The sequence below is a fragment of the Candidatus Nitrosocosmicus sp. R genome (assembly GCF_054408505.1).
Window position 1 is genome coordinate 1,915,639 of record NZ_CP167090.1, and the last position, 20,436, is coordinate 1,936,074.

Consider the following 20,436-nt stretch of genomic DNA (forward strand, 5'->3'; position numbering starts at 1 on the left):
TCATATGGTTTCATAGTATATCTCTGAGCTTATTGCTACTGAATGTAAGCCTAATAATTTTACATATACAAAATCAATTACAGAAGTATGATTTTATGAATCCTGATATTGTTCCTTGGAACATGCAGTAACAGTACTAATATTAATGCACATTTTTCAGATAATTTATTGTTATACACAGATGTCGAAGTTGTTTAGTTTTCTTTGATGTCAATAGCCTCAGAAGAAAATTTAGTTTAAAGCTATAGATGTCTCCATATAATTTTGACTTTTTATCACTGTTATGATATTCTTACCCACTAGTTTATACTTTACTTGGTAGTCATATCATTTATTTTTAATCATCTAATGTTGAACTTTAATCACTTATATTTTACTAGGGTGATGATGGACCTGATTTTATCGATACTGCATCTGGAAACGACAACGTAACATGCCCCCGATACATTGGCTGGCATGGAAGGAAATGACTGAATATAGGGTGGAGATAACCGGGATATTATATATATCAAGGCGGGAGGGGATGATCTATATGACTACAATGGAAATAATATTATTCACGATTCCGGCGGTTGCGAGTCTGACTGCTCACGTGACGAGACATACTGTGATGGAGGAAAGGATGATAAAGTACGGCTAAACGACACTAACAAAGTTGTTTCCAAGGCTGCAAGATTGAGAATAATATTAGGTTACGCTTACCTAGTTTTGGTATCTGGCGTTCACCATTTGGAAGAAAAAAGCAATGAATCAACGAGAAGAAAAAAGAGAATCAAAAGAAGACAGTAAATGACTAAAGTACATACGAATATTTTTACTATTAAGCAAAACCGCAGATAAAATTAAATTATGTAGGGCAATAGTGAAAGGCCCTTTAGCCTTAGATACGTACTGACTTATTTAGAGCTTCAGCTGTAAGCTTTCCGACTTTACCATCAGCTTGAAGTTTATTACCATGTATGTCATTATGTGTCGCTTGAAATTCTAAAACTGCAGTATGTGTTTTATTACCATATTTCCCATCTATCCCATCATGATTAGGGCCAGAATTTCCAAGCTCATGTCCAAGTTTTTTTAGAATGATTTGAAGATTTTTAACCAACATAGATCTAGGATCATTTAAAACTAATGGACCATTTCCACCCTCAGAACGATTCCTCATCTCATCTGGAGGTAAGGGAGTAATAACAGCGGTCTGTCTCGATAACTTATCATATGCTGCTTTTGCCTGAATTATACCCGCACCCAAAAAAATCTTCAAATCAGATCCACCTTTATTTTTAGCAGTAGTCATCAGAACATTCTTGACTTCATCCTGAGTAACTGATTGGGATTTCTGTTTCAGTAATGCAATAACACCTGCAGCAATTGGAGTTGCCGCGGAGGTTCCACTATCACTATTGAAAAAACCTGTGAAATGGGTGATAGAAGCAAAGTCTGGTTTATTTGGATCCAGCGCAGCTGGTCCACAACTGCTGTAACCAACATATTGTTCATTCTTGTTAACCGCCGCGACAGTAATCACTTGTTTATGTCCGTTTGCACCCCAAATGCTCCTTCCTTGACCAGTATCAGATCCGCATCTGTCATCTGCACACGGATTACCCCCACAATTTCCAGCAGCAAAAAGAACAATTATTCCTTCATTAATAGCTTCTATCACTTTCCTAGTTAGAAAATGATCAGGGTTTATAGTATAGTTTGGATCCCATTCTCTCTGGTAATAGCCCCAACTATTGGTAATGATGTGTGGTGTTCCATCTACCTTATGTCTATTTATGGCCCAATCGAAATTTCTATATGCACTTGTTAATGTGTCTCCGGTTATCCTAAGGTCATAAAGCTTTGCGTCAGGAGCAATTCCCAGAACATCAGTCGCGCACATATTCCCGTGCCAGTCCCAATCCACACCAGTAGTACCCCAATCAGACACGGATCCATCGATTACATTCGGTATAAGCTTTCCGGGCCAACTTGTATGAATCGTATCTTGGGATCTTATAGATTTACCTTCCGCAGTAGTCCCCCCATCATGAATGGCAACGACAATATTTTGTCCTTTAATTCCATCTGCATGAATTGCATGTATACCAAGATAGTTCGCTACGTCGTTAATAGTTCCCTTCGGAGTGCCGGGATCACAATCACATGGCGGTATAGGACAAGAACCCCTAGCAACTGAACTCATTTGAATGAAATGGTCATCTTTATTCTTAAAGGGCCTGATTCCAGCAGTGTCCTCCCAAACCTTGACCACATTGGGTTGAGCTTCAAGATCCTTTATCTTATTTCTATCGATCTTTCCCCTCACAATTACAACATCCATCCCCCTTGAATCTAAGCTACGGGCCAGTTCTGGAATTGGAGTTATAGGAATAGCTCCATATTCAGTATCTAATTCAAAGCCTTGTTGCATTAGGTCTCTTGTTAGTGTCAGATCACGCGAGTCCGTAGTTTTCGGTTTAGTAAATTCGACAGCTACTTGGACACGATTTTCTTCATCTATTATTAATTTCTTTTTATCAGAGTTATCTGAGTTATTCATTATATGATTCTTAGTGCAGAACTATTTTAAAAATATATATTGTTTTTGTGTATCTTATTAAGATATTTCCACTATTATTCAAGAATACTCTTAAACATCACAATATAATATTTAGAGATCAAATATTCTCACAGTGTTAATAGTGGGCACCTATTGCAATATTATAGCACATACTAAAGTTAGATAAAATTTACTGTCTTGTTCTACTTTTCAAGTGGCAGAGGCAATTTATTCAAATAATATATGGGTATTTCCGGAAGACACACAAAGCAACAGATGAAATGAAGCAAAGATATCTAACTCAAACATCTAAAATTTTCTTTGTTACACAACTCTGATTCTTTACTAATAAAGCTCAAAATTTAGAAAAAAAGTCTCCTCAAGTACTACTTGAATAAGGTAAATGATACCTTGTTTAAGAAATATCTTTTTTACTGTGTTGAAGATATACAATTCTATTCTATAATTGGGACCGGAAAAAAATATGCGGTCTTGTTACTATCTTCAGGTTTTCGATATATAAAATAAATAAATTTATTTTAGTTGACCTAAAGGCGCGTCCTTAATACCTGATACTCCTTCCAGTTGAGGTAGTTGACGAAATCTCTCTCTCATTGCATTTCTAATATTCTTCATTAATTCATATCTAGATAGTCGGTTACTTGATTTGCGTAATTCATTACATAGATTCCATGTAAATGCGCCATGATAATCATTTTCAATTTTGGCATCAGCACTTGTTTGATCAGATTGACATCCTGTCATTAATACTACGTTAGGGGGCATTCCCTCTTCTTTTAAAGTGTCTGCTAATCCGTGATTTTCAACTTGGCGAGTAGATAGTTCCCTATTGATTTCGGTTGGAGGAGGTATATATCTAGGAATTTGATCTAGACTTAAGAACCTCAGCCCAGTACCACTATGACAGGTGTCTAAGTATACCTCACACAGGCATTTCTCCGGTATGGCCGAAAGTTTTTTACCGAAGTCATCGTCATCTATTACAGTACCCAATGACCAATTTCCTTCCTCTACATTTAGATTATATGTTGTAAAAACCTCATCTTTTAGGTCTTCAGTTTCATCCTGTGTTATATCAGGTATCTGTGTACCGTGAGCAGCTAAATGTATGACAATATAATCGCATTCACCATCTTGTGATTTTTTAATTAGCGAATCTATGTTTTTATAAATATTTTCCTTGGTTGCCTCTGAATCCTGCAGTACTGTTATATCAGAATCTTTGAAATTCAAGTACTCTTTTAATACCGAAGACATATTTTTTGCATCATTAACACACCCACGTAAAGCGTAGTGGGGAAAAAATTGGTATTGGTTAATTCCTATAGTCAGGGCCTTTCTATTATTCATATTATTATTTCATCTGATCTATTTTTAGAACCAACTCGAAACCTCATTCCAAACTTTTTTGACTGTCTTTTTGACTGTGGGATTCTGATAAACTTTATAGGCTGTATGCGCACCTGCAATGATGGCGGCGGCGGCGACGCGTTCTTGATCTTCAGAAGAAACATTTGCTGACGTTAGGTCCCTAGATCCTTGCGTGGCGTCGTTCTTAACCTGTTCTAAGATAGCACGAACTTCTTGGTCTTGCTCCGGTGAAATCTCGCGTGAATCCGAACCCTTGAAACAAGCCACGAGCTTATCAATCAGGTCTGAATGTTGTTTTACGTATTCCCATCCCTCTTTCAGTAAACGTTCTTGATCTGGTGAAACATCTGTTCCTTTTGACATGTGATCTTCTCATCGTTATCCATCTATTTAAGTTTATATCCAATATCCCAAAATATTGTATCATTAATACAATCCTTTAATATTACTAAATTAGGATTTACCCTAGTCAATTATTGTCTAAGGATTCAATTATATTATTATTTTAATTGTCAAATACTTTTTGAAAAGTTAAATCTATTTTAATAAATCATTGTATGTTTCATATGTTATATTTTAATTTGAATCGAGTTGCATCACTGCCAGTAATATGTCTCGTACCTGTATAAAGAGGATAAACAAAGAAACTATCTTTCCAAGCATCATGACGTTCATTCTATATCTAAAGCGCCATTTTAAAAGTCACCAATGTGGGCACCAGCACTGGGTTGATCGTTCCTACATCCTGCGAAAAGAACGTGATTTTCATGTACTCTTTCAGTAATGCCTCCCGTAGTCCATGGATATTAGGAACGATCCTAAAAAACTGTTGACTACAGTACTAAATGTTGGGACTAAATGGTGGAACAATTATAATGTTGAATCCAAATCAACGCTTACTAAAGTTGGAAACGCAGATTTAGGAGTTTGTGGGAGAAATTATTTATCCATTTATTTTTTTATCAAGTATTTGACATACGTTATCTAAAAAAGAGTTTGGGCAAAGAACAAGACATAACTATATAAGTATCTAAAGAATTCTTCTGCATCTATCATTAATACTCAATCAAAATTAAATTTGTAATACCATAGTGAATTGTTTGGCGCCGTAAAATTATACTGAAAACATCGATCGAATCAACTATTGGCTTCCCCTAAACCCTTTTACAACAGCTATTATAGGAAAAATTAATTTTATGTTAAGATAATGAATTAGCCAAAACGGTTTTAGAACTACCTTCCCGTACGAGAACGATAATTGACATTTGTTACTTCAGCTTTAGACGCGTTGTTTCCTTAACTGCCCTTTTGGGAATCCGTGTCCTGTGAATTGGTTGCTTCTATTAATTGTACTTGTTGAATCAGTTCAACGTGTGCCCTTGTGTTTTTTTCTAGTAACTCCAGCATCTCTTTTAGATCTCCAATTTCCCTATGAGGTAATGAGTTATCAGCCTTATAGTCATAATCGGTTATAGACTCAAAAGCGCGATAGTGAGATTTGAATACCATGTCAACTACCGATAAATTTGCAACTGCCTTACTGATGGCATCCTGGGATTTATAGAAGAACATTGAAATCAGAACGCCCATACCAATCCCACCACTGAATAAACTCCAACCGTCTGATGTTCCCTTTATCCAAGCATAGGTAATTGCGTTCGCAATTAGGATCGCACCTATAATTACCAGCATTATATTTATAATTGTCTTCATCTTGAAGGCTTTCTTGGAATCATTCAAGATATCTTCAAAGTGTTTATCCATCTTTTTCCAATAACCTTCCGTGTCTTTTGACGGTCGCGGGGCAATCGATCGCCTGTCATCATTCAGTAATTCTTCGTTCAATGTACGGTTCTTTACTGGAGTATCAAAGCCTTTTTTCGTTCCTGTGGTAGTTTTATCCTTCTCTACTGATGGAATGCCCATCCTACTATTGGGCACATTAGGGTCTTCATTACTTGACATATATTTGCATCAATGAAACTTCGTATTATAAAAATACGAGGGTCTCGAACAGGTTCTGTTAACTTACGACAAGAACCATAGCTAGGCGTATCCTAGCATTTAATTGTAGTATGAAACGCAATAGGACCTACCCATCCACCATCCGCTATGGATTGTACCTATATTTTAGTTCTAGAAGCTTGAGGTTGGAAGCGAGATGTTTGTCTACTGTAATTACAAGGACTCATTAAGCTATCTGGAAATGGGTTCAGAAATATTCAGATTGTGCAGACAGGGTGTTCAAGATGGACAAGCGTTTAGTCAAGGAGATATTTGTTGATGAAATGCTTCTTCAGATAGATGGTCATGGCTATCGGTTGTGGATAGCCTATGAGCCCAACCTAGACGTATGTCTGATGATGCATCTTTCTCGCGAGAAAACGATATTTGTCTGTTACCAGTTCTTTAAACAACTTCATAATAGGTACGGTAGGAAATCCATATTTACAGACGGTGCCTTGTGATAGAATGATACTTGCAAATGGTTGAGACGGTCTCATCATGTATATGATACTGAACTTAAGAATCTGATGGAGAGGTTCATCCAGCACATTAAGGATAGAACAGAATACTTTGATGACCGATTTCCTTGCAGGAAATCAGGTTGTGACAGACAACATGTTTGGAACTGGCTGAAGTTATTTGTAATATGCTTGCCTATGGAAATGGACAGGACACGGTTTACTTCCTTTTTGATAGCAGATGGTGGTTAAGTTAACAGAGCCGCTATTTTGCTGAGTGGGTTTATTAAGTCAAATCTGTCTTGAATTCCACCGAACCCAATACTAGTTTTAGTAACGTTAATATAAAACAATACCGACATTTATATTCATTTGTTTGTATTTTAATAATTTATGAAGTAGAATCCTTCTTTACCAGGATAAGTGATTTTTTTGTCTCATATTGTTCGCGTTATTTGATTAAAACTCTCGAGGTAACTTTACTTTCCTAACTCTATAATGACTTTAAATGGATGCGGCATTAATCAAATCACCGAGATTGTATCTGAATCATCGTTTAAGAAATACATCAATTCATTACTTGGGTTTATGCAATAACCAATATCCAAATATCTAGTGATGATGTTATATTTCTTCTATATCATATCGAGTAAGCCTTAATTACTTTTCGAGTATAAAAAGCCTATATGCGCACCACAGATGAAAAAGATCAGTCAGAGCGTGAATCTCCTTCTCCTGATCTATTAGAACGATTTAAAAAAGAGGTGGGTGATGACAAGAATCAAACATGCAATCAACTTGATGCTAAATTGATGCAAAAAATTATTGATTTTAACACCGAACTTAAGAAAAATAATCTTTACATAAAAGTAACTAGGTGCCATCGTTGTCAGGATATACAAAAGGAATGGCACTATGCTAGGATGATCACATGGAGTAATAGTCAGATACAGACAAATGTAAGGGCTGCTGCAAACACACAGGAAAAAGCTTCAGAGATTCAGAGAAATGCACTGGATCTCTTCAAGGAATTGAAAAAAATAACTGATGATCGTGAAGGTATAAGAGAGGCGCAACAAGTAGTAATTGATAATGACTTAAAACAAAATCCTGTAGCCGCAGTAGAAGATGATTGTCCATGTGGATGTAGGTGGCCTCATAGTGCACATACGTTTGATCCTTCTCTAGCAATAGATATGAACATATTTCGTGATCTGTTGGGACCCGACAAAGCATATTCTGACGCGAGAAGAGTAGCCGTTAATTCAGACAGTCGACCCAAACAATTTCCTGAATATCAGACCATAAAGAATATTGCACAAAAATTAGGCTTAGCTTGGGGAATTGACTGGAGCGTTGGCTCTTCACCTTATTTACCTGTTGACGCAATACATTTTGAAATATCTGGTTCCACTAAAGCTGCTCTGCCACCATATCCACAAAATCCTGGACCACTTGATGCGTGGAGTCTAAGAAATGTTGGACAAGGTGGAAGTGGCCCACTAACCAAGGGCGATAGCAGAAAAGATCTCGTTAAACATATGCAACAAATGTTAGTTGATAGAGGCTTTTCCGTAGGTCCAAAAGGCACAGATGGTTTTTTTGGTGATGATACCAAAAATGCCGTAGTAGCATTTCAGAAACACCCACAGTATGGAAAGGACTTGACAACTAAACCTCTGTCTCATGATGGAATAATGGGAGCATTAACAGCAGATGCATTAAATTCATCGATGAAAGCGAAATGGTATTCTAGATACGTGACACCGCAAAAACTCAATGACAATTACGATGCTCTAAGTAGAGGAACTACCGGTATTTTAAATTGAATACTCGTGGTCTGTAAATCGTAAACAGGATAAATCTCCTTTTGAGTTAGGATTGATGACCGTTTGTAAATGATTACTCTTTTTATGATACTGTATGTATGGACAAAATCCAGAAATAATTTTTGTTGCAAGGTCCAATAAGCTAACTTGATTTATTTTGCGTGGGAGCTGTGCAAAAACTTGTATTCAGACTTTAAATGAACAAGATACAAAGACTCATTCTTTTACAATTCTATTTGCAATAACATCTTTTTACGAACTACAACCTAAAACAAATGTTTTAGGTAAATGAAATGAGTAAAGAGCTGGTCTATTTCTGATGTTTATATTTTTTAAATATCTTTTTCCCTGTAGAATCCTATTTAAACCCTAAACTAGATTAGACTAGTTTCTGTAATAAAAGATCATACAACCTATGACTACTGAAGTTTTTCTATGCTAAAACATGTGGATACCCTCATGGTTTCAATCGAATAGGATCTCTACGTTAGCAATGTTGAGTAATAAAAATGGACCAAATTTGTTTCACATACCACCGAACCCGCATAGTATACGGGTCTATAATTGTCTAACCACTTTAAGCACCTTTTTTAATGTATATTTTATTTTAAGAGTAATGGAAGATTAAAGGAAAAGGTTGAACCTTTTCCATCCTTATTGTTTTTAGTCCATATTTTTCCACCATGAGCTTCAATAATATTCTTTGAAATATACAATCCCAAGCCTGTTCCTCCTTTTGATTTGGTGATGAATTTTGAAAATAAGTGATTGGCAATAGATGAGTCTATGCCACTACCAGTATCCTTAATACTAATTACTACTTTTTGTTCATCAGATTTTTTTTCAATAAGGATCTTTATGATACCTTCTTCAGTAAATCTAATAGCATTATTTAATAAATTGGAAATTACTTGAGTTATGCGGGTTTTGTCAGCAGGTATGTATAGCGGCCTTATTTTGTTTTTGCATTCTAGTTGTTTTTCTTCAATTTCTTTTTTCTTATCCTGCTCCTCACCATTATTACTTTTATCAAAATAAAAAAATTCGTGTTTTAATTTTATATGTTTAATTTTAATTTGATCTTTATAATCTTCAACTATGTCGGATATTAAATCATTTAAGTTAAACGATTCTTTATCTAAAGTTAACTTATTAGTTTCTATTTTTGTAATCTAAAATATCATTTGTTAATTGAATTAACTTCTTTGTATTTCTATCGATGATTTTTAATATGTTTTGAAATTCATTTTCGTCTGGCTTCTTCTGTGCTAAAATCTCTGTTAATGCGAGTATTGGCTGTATTGGATTTTTTAGCGCGTGGGCTGCAATATGTACAAAATCTTTCTCAAGTTCTTCTGCTCTTTTAATTTCTTTACTAGTTCTGATCGCTTCCAAAAGCTCTCAAATATGGATACATAAGATAATACAGTAGCCCTGCTGTTAGAGTATGTTGCAAAGACTACAGAATCAACAAATTTGTTGATTGGAAAGATATTGAGCACTAAAAGGTACATGACGGGGGGAAGCACAAATCCAAATGAATATCCACTTCGAACAAAGCCTGAAAGCAATCCTCGCGACTTCTTTGGTACCATTTCCACAGTATTGAATTAGTCTAATGAATCAATCACTATCAGATCTTCTATCCTAAGACTTGCAGTTGGAAATGATTCAAAAAATACTCAAAGCTTAAAAAATATCTGATAAATAGTGAATTTCACACATTGTTAAAAATTGATTAATTAAAATATATGAAAGCAATCTTAGATTGGATAATGTATTTCAAAAATTTTTTGATGTAATATTAAACACTTAAACATATTTTTTGATTGACGTCTTTATGTAATAGCAGAGGTTTGAATAATTGTAATCTGATACTAATTGAAAACTTGGTATAGGTATTCTCTTTTTTAGACTGGTTTTAGTCATCGTGTATTAACAAGAAGAAGGTCAATAATTTTGTCTATTTTCTCTATATCTGCACCATAAATTTTTCTAATATATTCAAGGCCAGATAGGTGTTCTTCTTCTGAAAAGGCTTGCACTCCATCCTCTGCTATTACTATTTTCAATCCCCTTGTAAAAGCATCGTATGATGTATGTTTTCCGCAAATATGTGTATGTACTCCAGTAATAATTATTGTGTCGACGCCTTTTCCATCATACGCCCTGGTTAAAGCACTGTCTAACTTAGTTCTATCAAACGCGCTATAGGTTCTTTTCGTAATAACGCTATCACCCTTTAGAGGTTTCAACTCATCAATAATTTGCTGTCCAATGGTACCTTTCATTGCATGCGGTCCCCATAGGTCTAATTCATATCTATCAGTGGGAAGATGTTCATCTACACAATAAAAGATAGGAATTTGAGCACCCCTAGCGAAATCCAATAAAGTGCGGATATTTGGAATAATCTCTAACGCCCGCTCGCATTTTAAACTACCTTTAATAAAATCATTTAACATGTCCAATACTAAAATTGCATATCTTGCCAGGTTTTTCTCACACTAAGCTAATACTTTAGTACTTGATATTTTCCTTTCTAATATTATACCGTATGGTATTTTGATGCTTTTAGTTAGACCTGATTCCAAAAGATCTTAATGATAACTTACAATTTGATTATTGCATCAATGAATTATATAAATCGGAGATAGTAACATTCTATGGATTTATCTATCTGAAAAATTAACGATAGAGGGAAGTATGATCTTTACTTTAACATCTAAAAGATTTTACATTAACCTTTTCAGAAAGCGGCCCAAACCTTCCCTTATCGGACCAGCAGGTACAAAATATAAATTAAAAAATTATAAATGATTAAAGAACCATATGGGAGATATGGAACATAGTCATAATTAGAACAATATGCAATCGTTGATGATTCTTACATTAACTTTATACTCCTAATTCATCTGTCAGCTTTAACAATTTTTTACTGTAACTTACAGGAAAACTCTGAACTTGATCCACATTCGTTAGAAACGGAATCATTTGAACTTGTTGGGTATGATATAGTTGTGTTGCATCTAGTGAAGGTAACGACTTTACAATAGAGCCATTTTCAATAATCTTTTCCAAAAGCGGTAGAGAGCCTTCAATGAGCTCGTCGGCAAGTGAAATTATGTCCTGAATCAATATCCTTTTATCATCAAGTATTCGGTGAATTTGTTTGGGACCTGGGTATGTATGTTTACCAGGACTTGTTTTTACTTTATATATAATTGATTTTTGTGTACTTGCTTTTCCGTCAGTATTCTCAATATTATTGAAAAGTTTAGTTTCTTTATTACTTCGATCTGATTTGTCCTCTCTTTGTATTATTGTAGCTACCATTTTATATACGCCATTTAGTACCGGATCGTCTCGTGATGTACTAAGCTCCGTACCAACAGCGAAACTATCTATTGGAGCCTTATTTTTGAGTAATTCTTTTATAATATTTTCATCCAAGTCACCGCTTACCATTATTTTTGTACTAAAATAATCACGATCACGGTTGCCAGCTTCGTCAAACATTTCCCTTATCTTTTTACTTAAATACAACAAGTCTCCGCTATCCAGCCTGACTCCTTTTGGTAATATTCCTTCTTTGATCATCATTTTTATAGCGTTTAATGTATCGTAAGTGTCCACTAGAAGGTAACCATCAGGAAATAATTTTTGGAACTCTTTAAACGCAATTATTTCACTATCAAAACTCATTATAAATGAATGTGCCATAGTTCCATAAACAGGGATACCGAATTGCATGCCGGCCAAAGTATTTGATGTACCTGCACATCCTCCTACATAAGCAGCCCTGGCCGCTAAAAAAGCAGCTTCTGGTCCATGTGCCCTTCTTGAACCAAATTCAATTATCGGTTTGTTATTAGCAATATTACAAATTCTAGAAGCTTTTGTAGCGATGAGAGTTTGAAAATTGATTGTTGATAAAAGGTAAGTTTCCAATAACTGAGCTTCAATGATTGGAGCTTCGATTCTAAGTATTGGTTCAGTAGGAAATAAAACAGTCCCTTCTGGCACTGCCCATAGGTCTCCAGTAAACCTCATTTTCAGCAGATAATCAAAGAAATCTTGTCTTATTCCTCTAAATACATCTAGTGACCTTAAATATTCTATTTCATGTTTGTTAAACCTGAAATTCAAAATATATTCTACTGATTGTTGTAACCCTGCAGTTACTAAATATGACCTATTTTTAGGTAATCTCCTCACAAATAATTCAAAGATACCCTTTGTTTCCCAATCTTTGTGATATTGACTGAAATAATACCCAGCAGCCATAGTTATTTCATAAAAGTCCGTCAAAAGCGCTGTATTTCCCTCGAAATTATTACCATCAGTATATTTCAATTTAGTATATTTTAACAGAGTAGATAATAAGCCCATACGTCAAATTACCGCATTTTGAGATTCGAAGATGGTAAATTCAAGAGAAAATGATAAGTCATACTGTTTGTTTATACTATTCAAATAATGCTGAACATATTCAAAAGGCCTCATTTTCAAAATAAAAAAACAATATACATTATGTTAATAGTTTTCTATATGGCTTTAGTTGCAGATACCTCTATACACGTTCTTTCTGATATAATATTCAGTTTTTCCATTTCTATATATGGAATAGCACTCTTTATTGCTATTGGAATAGCTTTTATCATATGTCCATTCTTTATACTTAACCACAAGTACCTTCCAAAGGATCTCGGTCCCATGAAACTCGGAAGATTTTCAATTCATAATTTAGTTCAGTTCGAACAAATTATTTTGGCAGCAGTAATGTTTGTAATCATCTTTCAGATCCTGCTCACACTAAGTTATCACAAATATGAGCTTATGATCTCGATCGCAATTAGTTACGGAACTGCTACTGTTCTTATGGGTATTCTGGCTAGCAAATTGCTTAAATGGTTTACGGTTAGTAGAAGTATAGTCACTCTTCTATTTGGAATAGCAGTTTCATTGATAGGAATTAACGCTGCAGTTTCATTGATATACTTTGAATACGTTATAGTGTACGAAAGAGAAATCAGCATTATAACCCCTGACATCGTAGTCCTTTTTGAGACTCATTTTCCAGATGGTTCACCCATGTATTTTATTTCACTTATACAACTATATTCGATGGCAGGATATTTCATAATGACTTGGGCGGCTACGGTCCTTTTGCTAATACATCATTCAAAGAGAATTGGAAGAACAAGGTTTTGGATATTAGTAATCTTGCCTATATTTTTGTTTACGTACTTTTATGCAATATTATTCGATTCAGCTATTCCAAATAACCCCGTAACTCAAGCAACCCCACTTGGAGATTTATCATTTTGGTTATCGTATGATTATTCGGCTGCAGTTATTGGCATCTTTATTGGGATAGGATTTTATTCAGTGGCGCGCTCGATAAAGGATAACAAAATTGCCAGGTCCTCCCTAATTATTGCTGGATATGGTTTTATTTTTTATTTTATTGCGGCATTTGCAACAGTGATTCAGACAGGTTATCCCCCGTTTGGGTTGGCGAATGTCTCATTTGTTGGTATGGCGGCATTTATGATCTTTACAGGGCTTTATAATTCTGCGGTGTCTATTTCTAGAGACGTTCATCTAAGAAATATGATAAGAAAATCAGTCCTACATGAAGCCAGATTCTTATCTAGTATTAGCATGGCACAAAATCGTGAAGAAATGGAGACAAATATCTTTAACATCACTAAGAAGAAATCAGATGAAATGTCTAAATTAGATAATATTTACCCATCTATTTCAGAAAATGAAATCAAGGACTATATGAATGAAATTATGGAGGAAATCCTTATATCAAAGCAAAAATCAGAGAAATAGATTAATCTCTTTATTTAATGCATTGTATTGGTTCAAAAACCTTGCAGGTTGGTTCAAATCCTTAAGGTCTCAAATGGTTCGCTCGGGTCATTTAACGAAATCTTATAGCTTGAAGAATAGGTCTTATTCTATATGCATTATAGTAATAAGACATCTAAGGAATACGTCTATGTGGGTTTGTATTTGTACTTTTTAAGCCTATATCTTAGGAGAACATTTGAAAGACTTGTCTGTTTTTTCAAGAGAAATCAAGTCACAATCTGGAATAGGATTCAAAAATATCATCCCGAGATGAGGTCATCTAAGAAAATAAGTACTTTGGAATACATAGCTGATTGGAATTGTATTAAGTAGGGTCAATGTGGCTGTGGTTTGCATTTGAACGAGAAAAGAGAGATCCTTGCACTATATATAATAATCAACATTAATTCGCGGATCGGATCTGTTAACTTAAAGAAAATCCTATAGCTTGAAGATGATCTATCTCTCTTTGTTATACATGTTAAAAGAAAAAGAACACTTTTAAAGTACATTGGCTATGGTTTTTACTTGTACTTTCTATGTTTATTTTTAGGAACACATCGAATGCGCCAGCTTGATTTGTCAAGAAAAGTCATCAAGATCTCGAAAACATATAGGATCTACAGAGGGGAGTACGTGGATATCCGCAGATTTATCACTTCCTAAAGCTAATGCATCATTTGCATTCTCCATATGAATAGAGTTTTATTGAAAGGAAAATGCGATACATCAAAGACAAAACCGAAAGTTTTGATGACTACTTTCCTTTTCGAAAGTAAAATTGAAGTAAATCATATGATAAATTGGATGAATCTATTTGTTAACTATCATATTAAGAAGTTGATTTGGCCATAACGTAACAGAACTTCCCAAAGAGAATTAGATATCTAAATATGCAGAGATCGATATTTCAATTTGTAGATCTTTTTCCATTGGTTACTTCGCCCTTAGTAGTTTGGATCCAAATCATTAGGTAGCAGAGAATGCTACTATGCATGAAGTGAAAATCAGTTTCACTTTTTATTATGTTCATTTTTTGTTTAATAAGAAATGGTATACAACAGAATACTAATTCTAAAAAGTGGTTCTAAATGCTAATAAATGGACAATATTGCCATATATTGTATACATCATCCATTAAATATTAATATCATAAAGTCTTATATATTTGTATGGATTTATCAGATACCATGAGAACATTTTACTCTTATACCCTCCTAATACTCATATTAGGTATAATCGGTCTCTATGGAACAAATAGTTTCCCATTAAGTGGAGCGCAAATGTCGATGTCAAATAATATGACAAACTGTGTTAGTGATTCAATCAATCAGAGCAATTATTTGACAAACCATTGTACAAATACTCTTATCAAAACAAATGATACTATCACAGATTTAGATTGTACCACTAGCACTGGATGGTATTTGAATTGTGCATGGTTACAACATGATAGTTTGTCCAATAGCTCTTCTTCACAGTTGGGGGTTGCTGCTAGCTTGGATGGAGGCCAATCCTTTGGTAAGGCACTAGAAGATATTACTAATTCGACTTCGCTTATCCGCAGTTTAGAAATCGACTCAAGTCATGAAAATACATACCTAAAATATGAAAAGGAAGTAAGCCCGAATGTATTTGGGGTATTTCTCCAAGAAAGTTCTGACGGTGGTCAAACATATGATCCAGCTATTCAAATAAGCAATAGTAATACCACTATCAACTCATCAAGTTTGTTGGTAGATGAATTAACAGGCAAATATATCGTATATTATGTTATCCCAGGTGATGATGCGGTCAAGATTTATTGTGGCAAATGTTAATCCAAATACTCTTTTTTTGAAATATAATGATGAACATATTAGTTGTACTGTTATTTCTATTGATAACTATGTTTGGAATCTTTTTAGAATTTAATTATTCAAATGCTTCCACTGATAATCAAAAAGATAATCGTTTCATTTACACCGTTTCCTCCAATTTATCTGACTCTAATCTGCAACCTTATTCAATTATTTTGGGTCCAATTAATTCAACTATGAATAATATTTCGTCATTTACAGGAGAAAGCCCTGATAAAGAGAAGTTTAATGAGTTGGAAGAGAACATTACAGAAGAATCCATTCAAACGTCAACCAATTCAAATATTCCTGTAGAATTGTATTCCACAACACCGTTGACCAAGATTGGTCCCAATAATAGCAATTTATCTGCGCTACAAAATAATTCAAATCTAGCGGAAGTAACATCAACAGTAGAACTGGGATTAAACAATAATCTCTCTATTGTCAATAAAATAGGTCTAAACAATATAATACCCCCTGATCAGCTTTATTATCGAAATGAGCCATCATTGGCTAAAAGTAGTAACACTACTCTATTAGTTGGAACATGTTATATGGTTAGGGCAACCAACGATATTCAAAACTGGCAATATATAGATCTAAGACAAAAATGTAATTCCATAGGAGGAGATATGGACCTTCTTTATGACAGTCGTAACGGGAATTTTATATGGAGTATGATGAATCTACCGACTGAAACTGAGAACGGACGTTATGCAAATAATATTTCAATCGGCATTTCTAGAGATTCCAATAACTGGTTAATGTATGATCTTTCTGCTGAAATGTTGAATTCAAATTGGACAGAAAATTTGTTTGATTATCCTCAAATATCATTTAGTGACAAATTCCTGTATATTAGTGTAAATAGATTCAGTAACTTTACCGCAGAAGGAGCTACCTTTGATGGTCCTTTAATTATACGTATTGACAGAGACTTATTAAGCTCTGCCTCTTCGTCGATTCCAATGCACTATTTATCCTCAGATTCTCAAAATAGAGTATTTACTTTTGTGAATGGAGCCAAAAATGCTATGTATTGGGGTACCCACTATACTGATCCACTGAGCGATAAGATAAGGATCTATGAATGGAATGATAACTCGAATATTATTAGTTGGGTGGATAGACTTGTACAGGATTGGAATAATTCAGACGAATTCCAATGTTCTGTGGATATACGTCATGATTGGTGTAAATCCTCTGACAGTCGTATCACTACAGGTTGGATAAATAATGCTACTATTGGTTTTCTTTGGAACGTTCCTCAGGGAAATGGGTTTAAGACATCTCACATTGAAGGTGCAGTTTTTGATATTAGTAATTTGAATTATCTCGGACCCGTGTATATTACAAATCCAAATCTACATATATTATATGGTAACGTTTATCCCAAAAATAATACGATCGGAATAGTAGGTGCTTACAGTTACGTTGAAAACAACGAAACATCATATCCTAATAATCTCGTTGGAATCGGATATATGTCCAATAATGGCAGTGTTACCTGGAGTTTGAAGTCAGCTGTGAATGGTACAAACTTTCCATATGTTAACGAATGGGGTGATTTTTACCGAGTGATACCTCAATCAGAAAGCAGTGATGTTTGGTCTGGGACAGGTTTTGTGCTAGAAGGCGGAGTGGACACTCATCACATAATACCATATTATATAGAGTTTGGAGTGGTTCCTTGACTAGTTTGAATTGATATAGGCTTTAATAAACCACAATTACTCCTTTTCTGTGGATACGACGGAAGTACGGGTGGAAATCTAAAGAAAATATTTTCGAGCATCGATAGCGGAACATTATCTTTTTAATGTGTCAAAGATGAAGTTCAATAAGGGGACTCCGAAGGCCTAAAGACAGAAGTATATTTCGAAAAAACATAGGAAGGCATATTATTAAACAAACAAAGTGATGATTAAATTATTAACATAGACAATTATTGTAGTTGAATCATACATCATAGTTATCGTCATAACAAAAATAAGGAATTTTTTATCTTGTTACCAAACCCACTAAAGGAATGTCTGTAAATTCATTGAATAAATTGCTTTGTTTATCAAAGTTGATCACCAAAATCCGACCATCCAAAATAGATATAGATACTTTGGCATCTTCAAACGTGTTAGTTGTGGTTGAGCCACTGACACCAGAAGCGAGATTCTTCTCGATTGTATTTATAGTACCCTTGTATGTTATATCAGAGTCTTGTTGATTTACAGTAGTAACTCTAAAATTTGAAAGATTGTACTCTGTTTCATCAGACTGCTTAGAAGCTGATGATGATTCTGTTTGGCTAGGAGATAAATTGACAGGTTGTTTTGTGAATGTGGTTTTAAAGTCAATTTGGTTTTCACTATTAGTTTTTAGTGACCAGTTTCCAAAAATGCTGCTAATTATATTTCCAGTTTGTAGGTCATACTCGGTGCTTACTATTGCACCTGACAGGTTCTTATTGATAAAGGGATTCATGGATGAGGAAGAGATAATTGATTTGTTATTACAGTCGTTTTTAGTAGTACTACTAGTCTGACCATTATTATTCGTTTGAGTTTGGATTGAAATACTATTGCTGCAATTAATATTATTGGTATTATTAGCGATTGTTTGTATCTCTTTGGTAATTGACGATTGTAAGTTTTTTTGAAACTGTTGGATCGATTGGTCTAAGGTAGAGGTTGCGTCTGCAGTACTAATGCTATGCAAAAAGCCGAAGAAAAAAACTGATGAAATAAATAATAAAATTGGGACCAGAATTCGTATATTTTTTTGATCAGGTATTAATGACCTACCGGTAAAAAGTCTTAAAGAATTTGTAAAAAACGATATTTTATCTTTTGTCATTTACTATACAATAATAGTAGTATAATGTTTTATATAGGCTTGACGGGAACAATGTTAATTGATAATATAACTACATTGGATTATTACAATAAATACTGTACTGCCTAATATGACAAGAGATTAAATAGAAAACGAGTATATTTTAGATATGGCTAACTTCAGATTAAGTACAAGGAAATAAAAAAAACAAATTACAATTATAGTGATTGAATTTTATTATTTTTAAGATAAACTTGCCGTGATGCTATTAGACGGTTATACTGAGACAGCAACTTTGATACCAATAGTTTTTAGAATGGCTATGGACATCATCACAATAAGGAGATTATTCATAAAAGGTCAATAAATATTAGATTTACAGAAAAATGCCATATATCCTTGTTCACATCTTAATTATATCCTACTTGGTCATCAAAAAATTTTGAGCAAGAAAAATTTGTTAAATATACCACCACCTAGTATTTTTAGGGTACCACTAACCTGAGATCCCGTTTTATACGTTTTTTCATTTAATTGTATTCTAAATACATTTATATTTAATATTTAACTTATTCCTAATTATTTTTTTTATTCAAAGATGACTGCATAATTTTAGAGACTAATTTTCTAAATTGAACTTTTTTAATCCTCGTAGCAAACCAAAATTAAAAAACAAATGACGTGGGACAACAAACAAGATAATAATGTACAGTTATTAACAACAGAATTTAGATTAGAGATTTAATAATGCAATCATACTCTCTGTTATCCCATTATTCATCCCGATTTAGTACTAACATCTTATTGACTCCATTGCGAAAATCATACTTTACTTTTTCGATTCTAAATGAAATTTTTTTATTCATATGTTTATTTAAGCTCTCCATCAATGTTTCAAAATATTCAGGAATTTTCGCGTCTGGTTTTTGAATAGGAAAAATTCTTACTTCCTTTGAAGTAACTCGCAGCATTTCTAAAATTGAATCATGATGAAAAGTATAATCAAACATATTGTGATAGTAAAAAAGGAAATTAGAGCTTAGTACTGAATCAAAACTTTTATCATTAAAAGGTAGATTTGGTAGTATCGCTTTTACATATCTTTCATATTTTTTAGGCGGATTATTTACCATCCCCTTTGTTGAATAATCTGAAATGAATTTCTTCAGTGATGAGGCTCTTGCCTTTCGAAGCTCTTCAATATTTGAATAAATTTTCCAGTCGTAAAAGTCGGGAACTTTAGATAGACTATCAATCATATATTCAAGATCGTCTTTTCCTCTTTTTTCTATGATTGATGGATCATTATCATACATTAAATCGCATCCAATAACCTTTTTAACATTATATTCACCTGAAGCTTCTGCAACAAACGATGATGCACCAGAGGGACAATCAAGTATTTTAAGATCTTTAAAATTGGTCAAATCAAGATTAAACATCCACATGTATTCTGATAAAGATCTTCCTATGAATACTACTCTATCTAGATTAAGTACACTGCGCTCATCGGCAATGCTCTTGTTATTTAAGGATCGATCTGACATTCTCAGAGAGTGTAGTGTTATTATCAGAATAAATTAATTATGATTTCATATTGGTGTAAATGAATTCATGCTATTTTCAGAACCATTCGACAATCAAAAGGTTTTAGTACAACAGAAAAAGCT

General features: G+C 34.0%; 15 protein-coding genes. 5 read left to right on the forward strand and 10 right to left on the reverse strand.

The features are described 5' to 3' along the window. Positions 1-880: 880 nt before the first annotated feature. From AAGU22_RS09885 to AAGU22_RS09900, 4 genes are all read right to left on the reverse strand, one after another. Positions 881-2,545 carry a S8 family serine peptidase gene (locus AAGU22_RS09885; RefSeq protein ID WP_458718948.1) on the reverse strand — a complete coding sequence of 555 codons (1,665 nt, stop codon included), beginning with the start codon at positions 2,543-2,545 and terminating at the stop codon, positions 881-883. Between the two features lie 534 nt (positions 2,546-3,079). Further along, positions 3,080-3,916 (reverse strand): caspase family protein, encoded by an 837-nt coding sequence (locus AAGU22_RS09890; protein WP_458718949.1) that lies wholly within the window; start codon positions 3,914-3,916, stop codon positions 3,080-3,082. Positions 3,917-3,940: 24 nt separating this feature from the next. After that, the gene (locus tag AAGU22_RS09895; protein ID WP_458718950.1) at positions 3,941-4,300 is read right to left on the reverse strand and encodes a hypothetical protein; all 360 of its coding nucleotides are present in this window, start codon (positions 4,298-4,300) and stop codon (positions 3,941-3,943) included. Between the two features lie 933 nt (positions 4,301-5,233). Beyond that, positions 5,234-5,902 (reverse strand): hypothetical protein, encoded by a 669-nt coding sequence (locus AAGU22_RS09900; RefSeq protein WP_458718951.1) that lies wholly within the window; start codon positions 5,900-5,902, stop codon positions 5,234-5,236. Between the two features lie 569 nt (positions 5,903-6,471). Here AAGU22_RS09900 and AAGU22_RS09905 point away from each other — a divergent pair. Beyond that, positions 6,472-6,654: a hypothetical protein gene (locus AAGU22_RS09905; RefSeq protein ID WP_458718952.1), complete on the forward strand. Its 183-nt coding sequence runs from the start codon at positions 6,472-6,474 to the stop codon at positions 6,652-6,654. Positions 6,655-7,088: 434 nt separating this feature from the next. Further along, positions 7,089-8,231 (forward strand): peptidoglycan-binding protein, encoded by a 1,143-nt coding sequence (locus tag AAGU22_RS09910; protein WP_458718953.1) that lies wholly within the window; start codon positions 7,089-7,091, stop codon positions 8,229-8,231. Positions 8,232-8,833: 602 nt separating this feature from the next. Here the strand turns inward: AAGU22_RS09910 and AAGU22_RS09915 are convergent. From AAGU22_RS09915 to pncB, 4 genes are all read right to left on the reverse strand, one after another. Then, complete coding sequence (locus tag AAGU22_RS09915) at positions 8,834-9,403, reverse strand: sensor histidine kinase (protein ID WP_458721772.1); 570 nt, start codon at positions 9,401-9,403, stop codon at positions 8,834-8,836. Beyond that, complete coding sequence (locus AAGU22_RS09920) at positions 9,384-9,626, reverse strand: histidine kinase dimerization/phospho-acceptor domain-containing protein (protein ID WP_458718954.1); 243 nt, start codon at positions 9,624-9,626, stop codon at positions 9,384-9,386. The genes AAGU22_RS09915 and AAGU22_RS09920 overlap by 20 nt, the downstream gene beginning before the upstream one ends. Before the next feature lie 530 nt (positions 9,627-10,156). Beyond that, positions 10,157-10,726 (reverse strand): isochorismatase family protein, encoded by a 570-nt coding sequence (locus tag AAGU22_RS09925; RefSeq protein WP_458721773.1) that lies wholly within the window; start codon positions 10,724-10,726, stop codon positions 10,157-10,159. 403 nt (positions 10,727-11,129) lie between these two features. Beyond that, positions 11,130-12,587: a nicotinate phosphoribosyltransferase gene (gene pncB, locus AAGU22_RS09930; protein WP_458718955.1), complete on the reverse strand. Its 1,458-nt coding sequence runs from the start codon at positions 12,585-12,587 to the stop codon at positions 11,130-11,132. Positions 12,588-12,782: 195 nt separating this feature from the next. On the opposite strand from pncB, the gene AAGU22_RS09935 reads away from it, so the two are divergent. From AAGU22_RS09935 to AAGU22_RS09945, 3 genes are all read left to right on the forward strand, one after another. Beyond that, positions 12,783-14,075, forward strand: a complete 1,293-nt coding sequence (locus AAGU22_RS09935; protein ID WP_458718956.1) for a hypothetical protein — start codon at positions 12,783-12,785, stop codon at positions 14,073-14,075. Positions 14,076-15,268: 1,193 nt separating this feature from the next. Next, positions 15,269-15,916: a hypothetical protein gene (locus AAGU22_RS09940; protein WP_458718957.1), complete on the forward strand. Its 648-nt coding sequence runs from the start codon at positions 15,269-15,271 to the stop codon at positions 15,914-15,916. A 68-nt stretch (positions 15,917-15,984) separates the two neighbouring features. Beyond that, positions 15,985-17,631, forward strand: coding sequence for a hypothetical protein (locus AAGU22_RS09945; RefSeq protein WP_458718958.1), 1,647 nt, complete (start codon positions 15,985-15,987; stop codon positions 17,629-17,631). A 307-nt stretch (positions 17,632-17,938) separates the two neighbouring features. On the opposite strand, the gene AAGU22_RS09950 is transcribed toward AAGU22_RS09945, so the two are convergent. After that, on the reverse strand, positions 17,939-18,787 hold the full coding sequence (locus AAGU22_RS09950) for a hypothetical protein (protein WP_458718959.1): 849 nt from the start codon (positions 18,785-18,787) through the stop codon (positions 17,939-17,941). Positions 18,788-19,539: 752 nt separating this feature from the next. Then, positions 19,540-20,313 (reverse strand): class I SAM-dependent methyltransferase, encoded by a 774-nt coding sequence (locus AAGU22_RS09955; protein WP_458718960.1) that lies wholly within the window; start codon positions 20,311-20,313, stop codon positions 19,540-19,542. Positions 20,314-20,436: the final 123 nt, after the last annotated feature.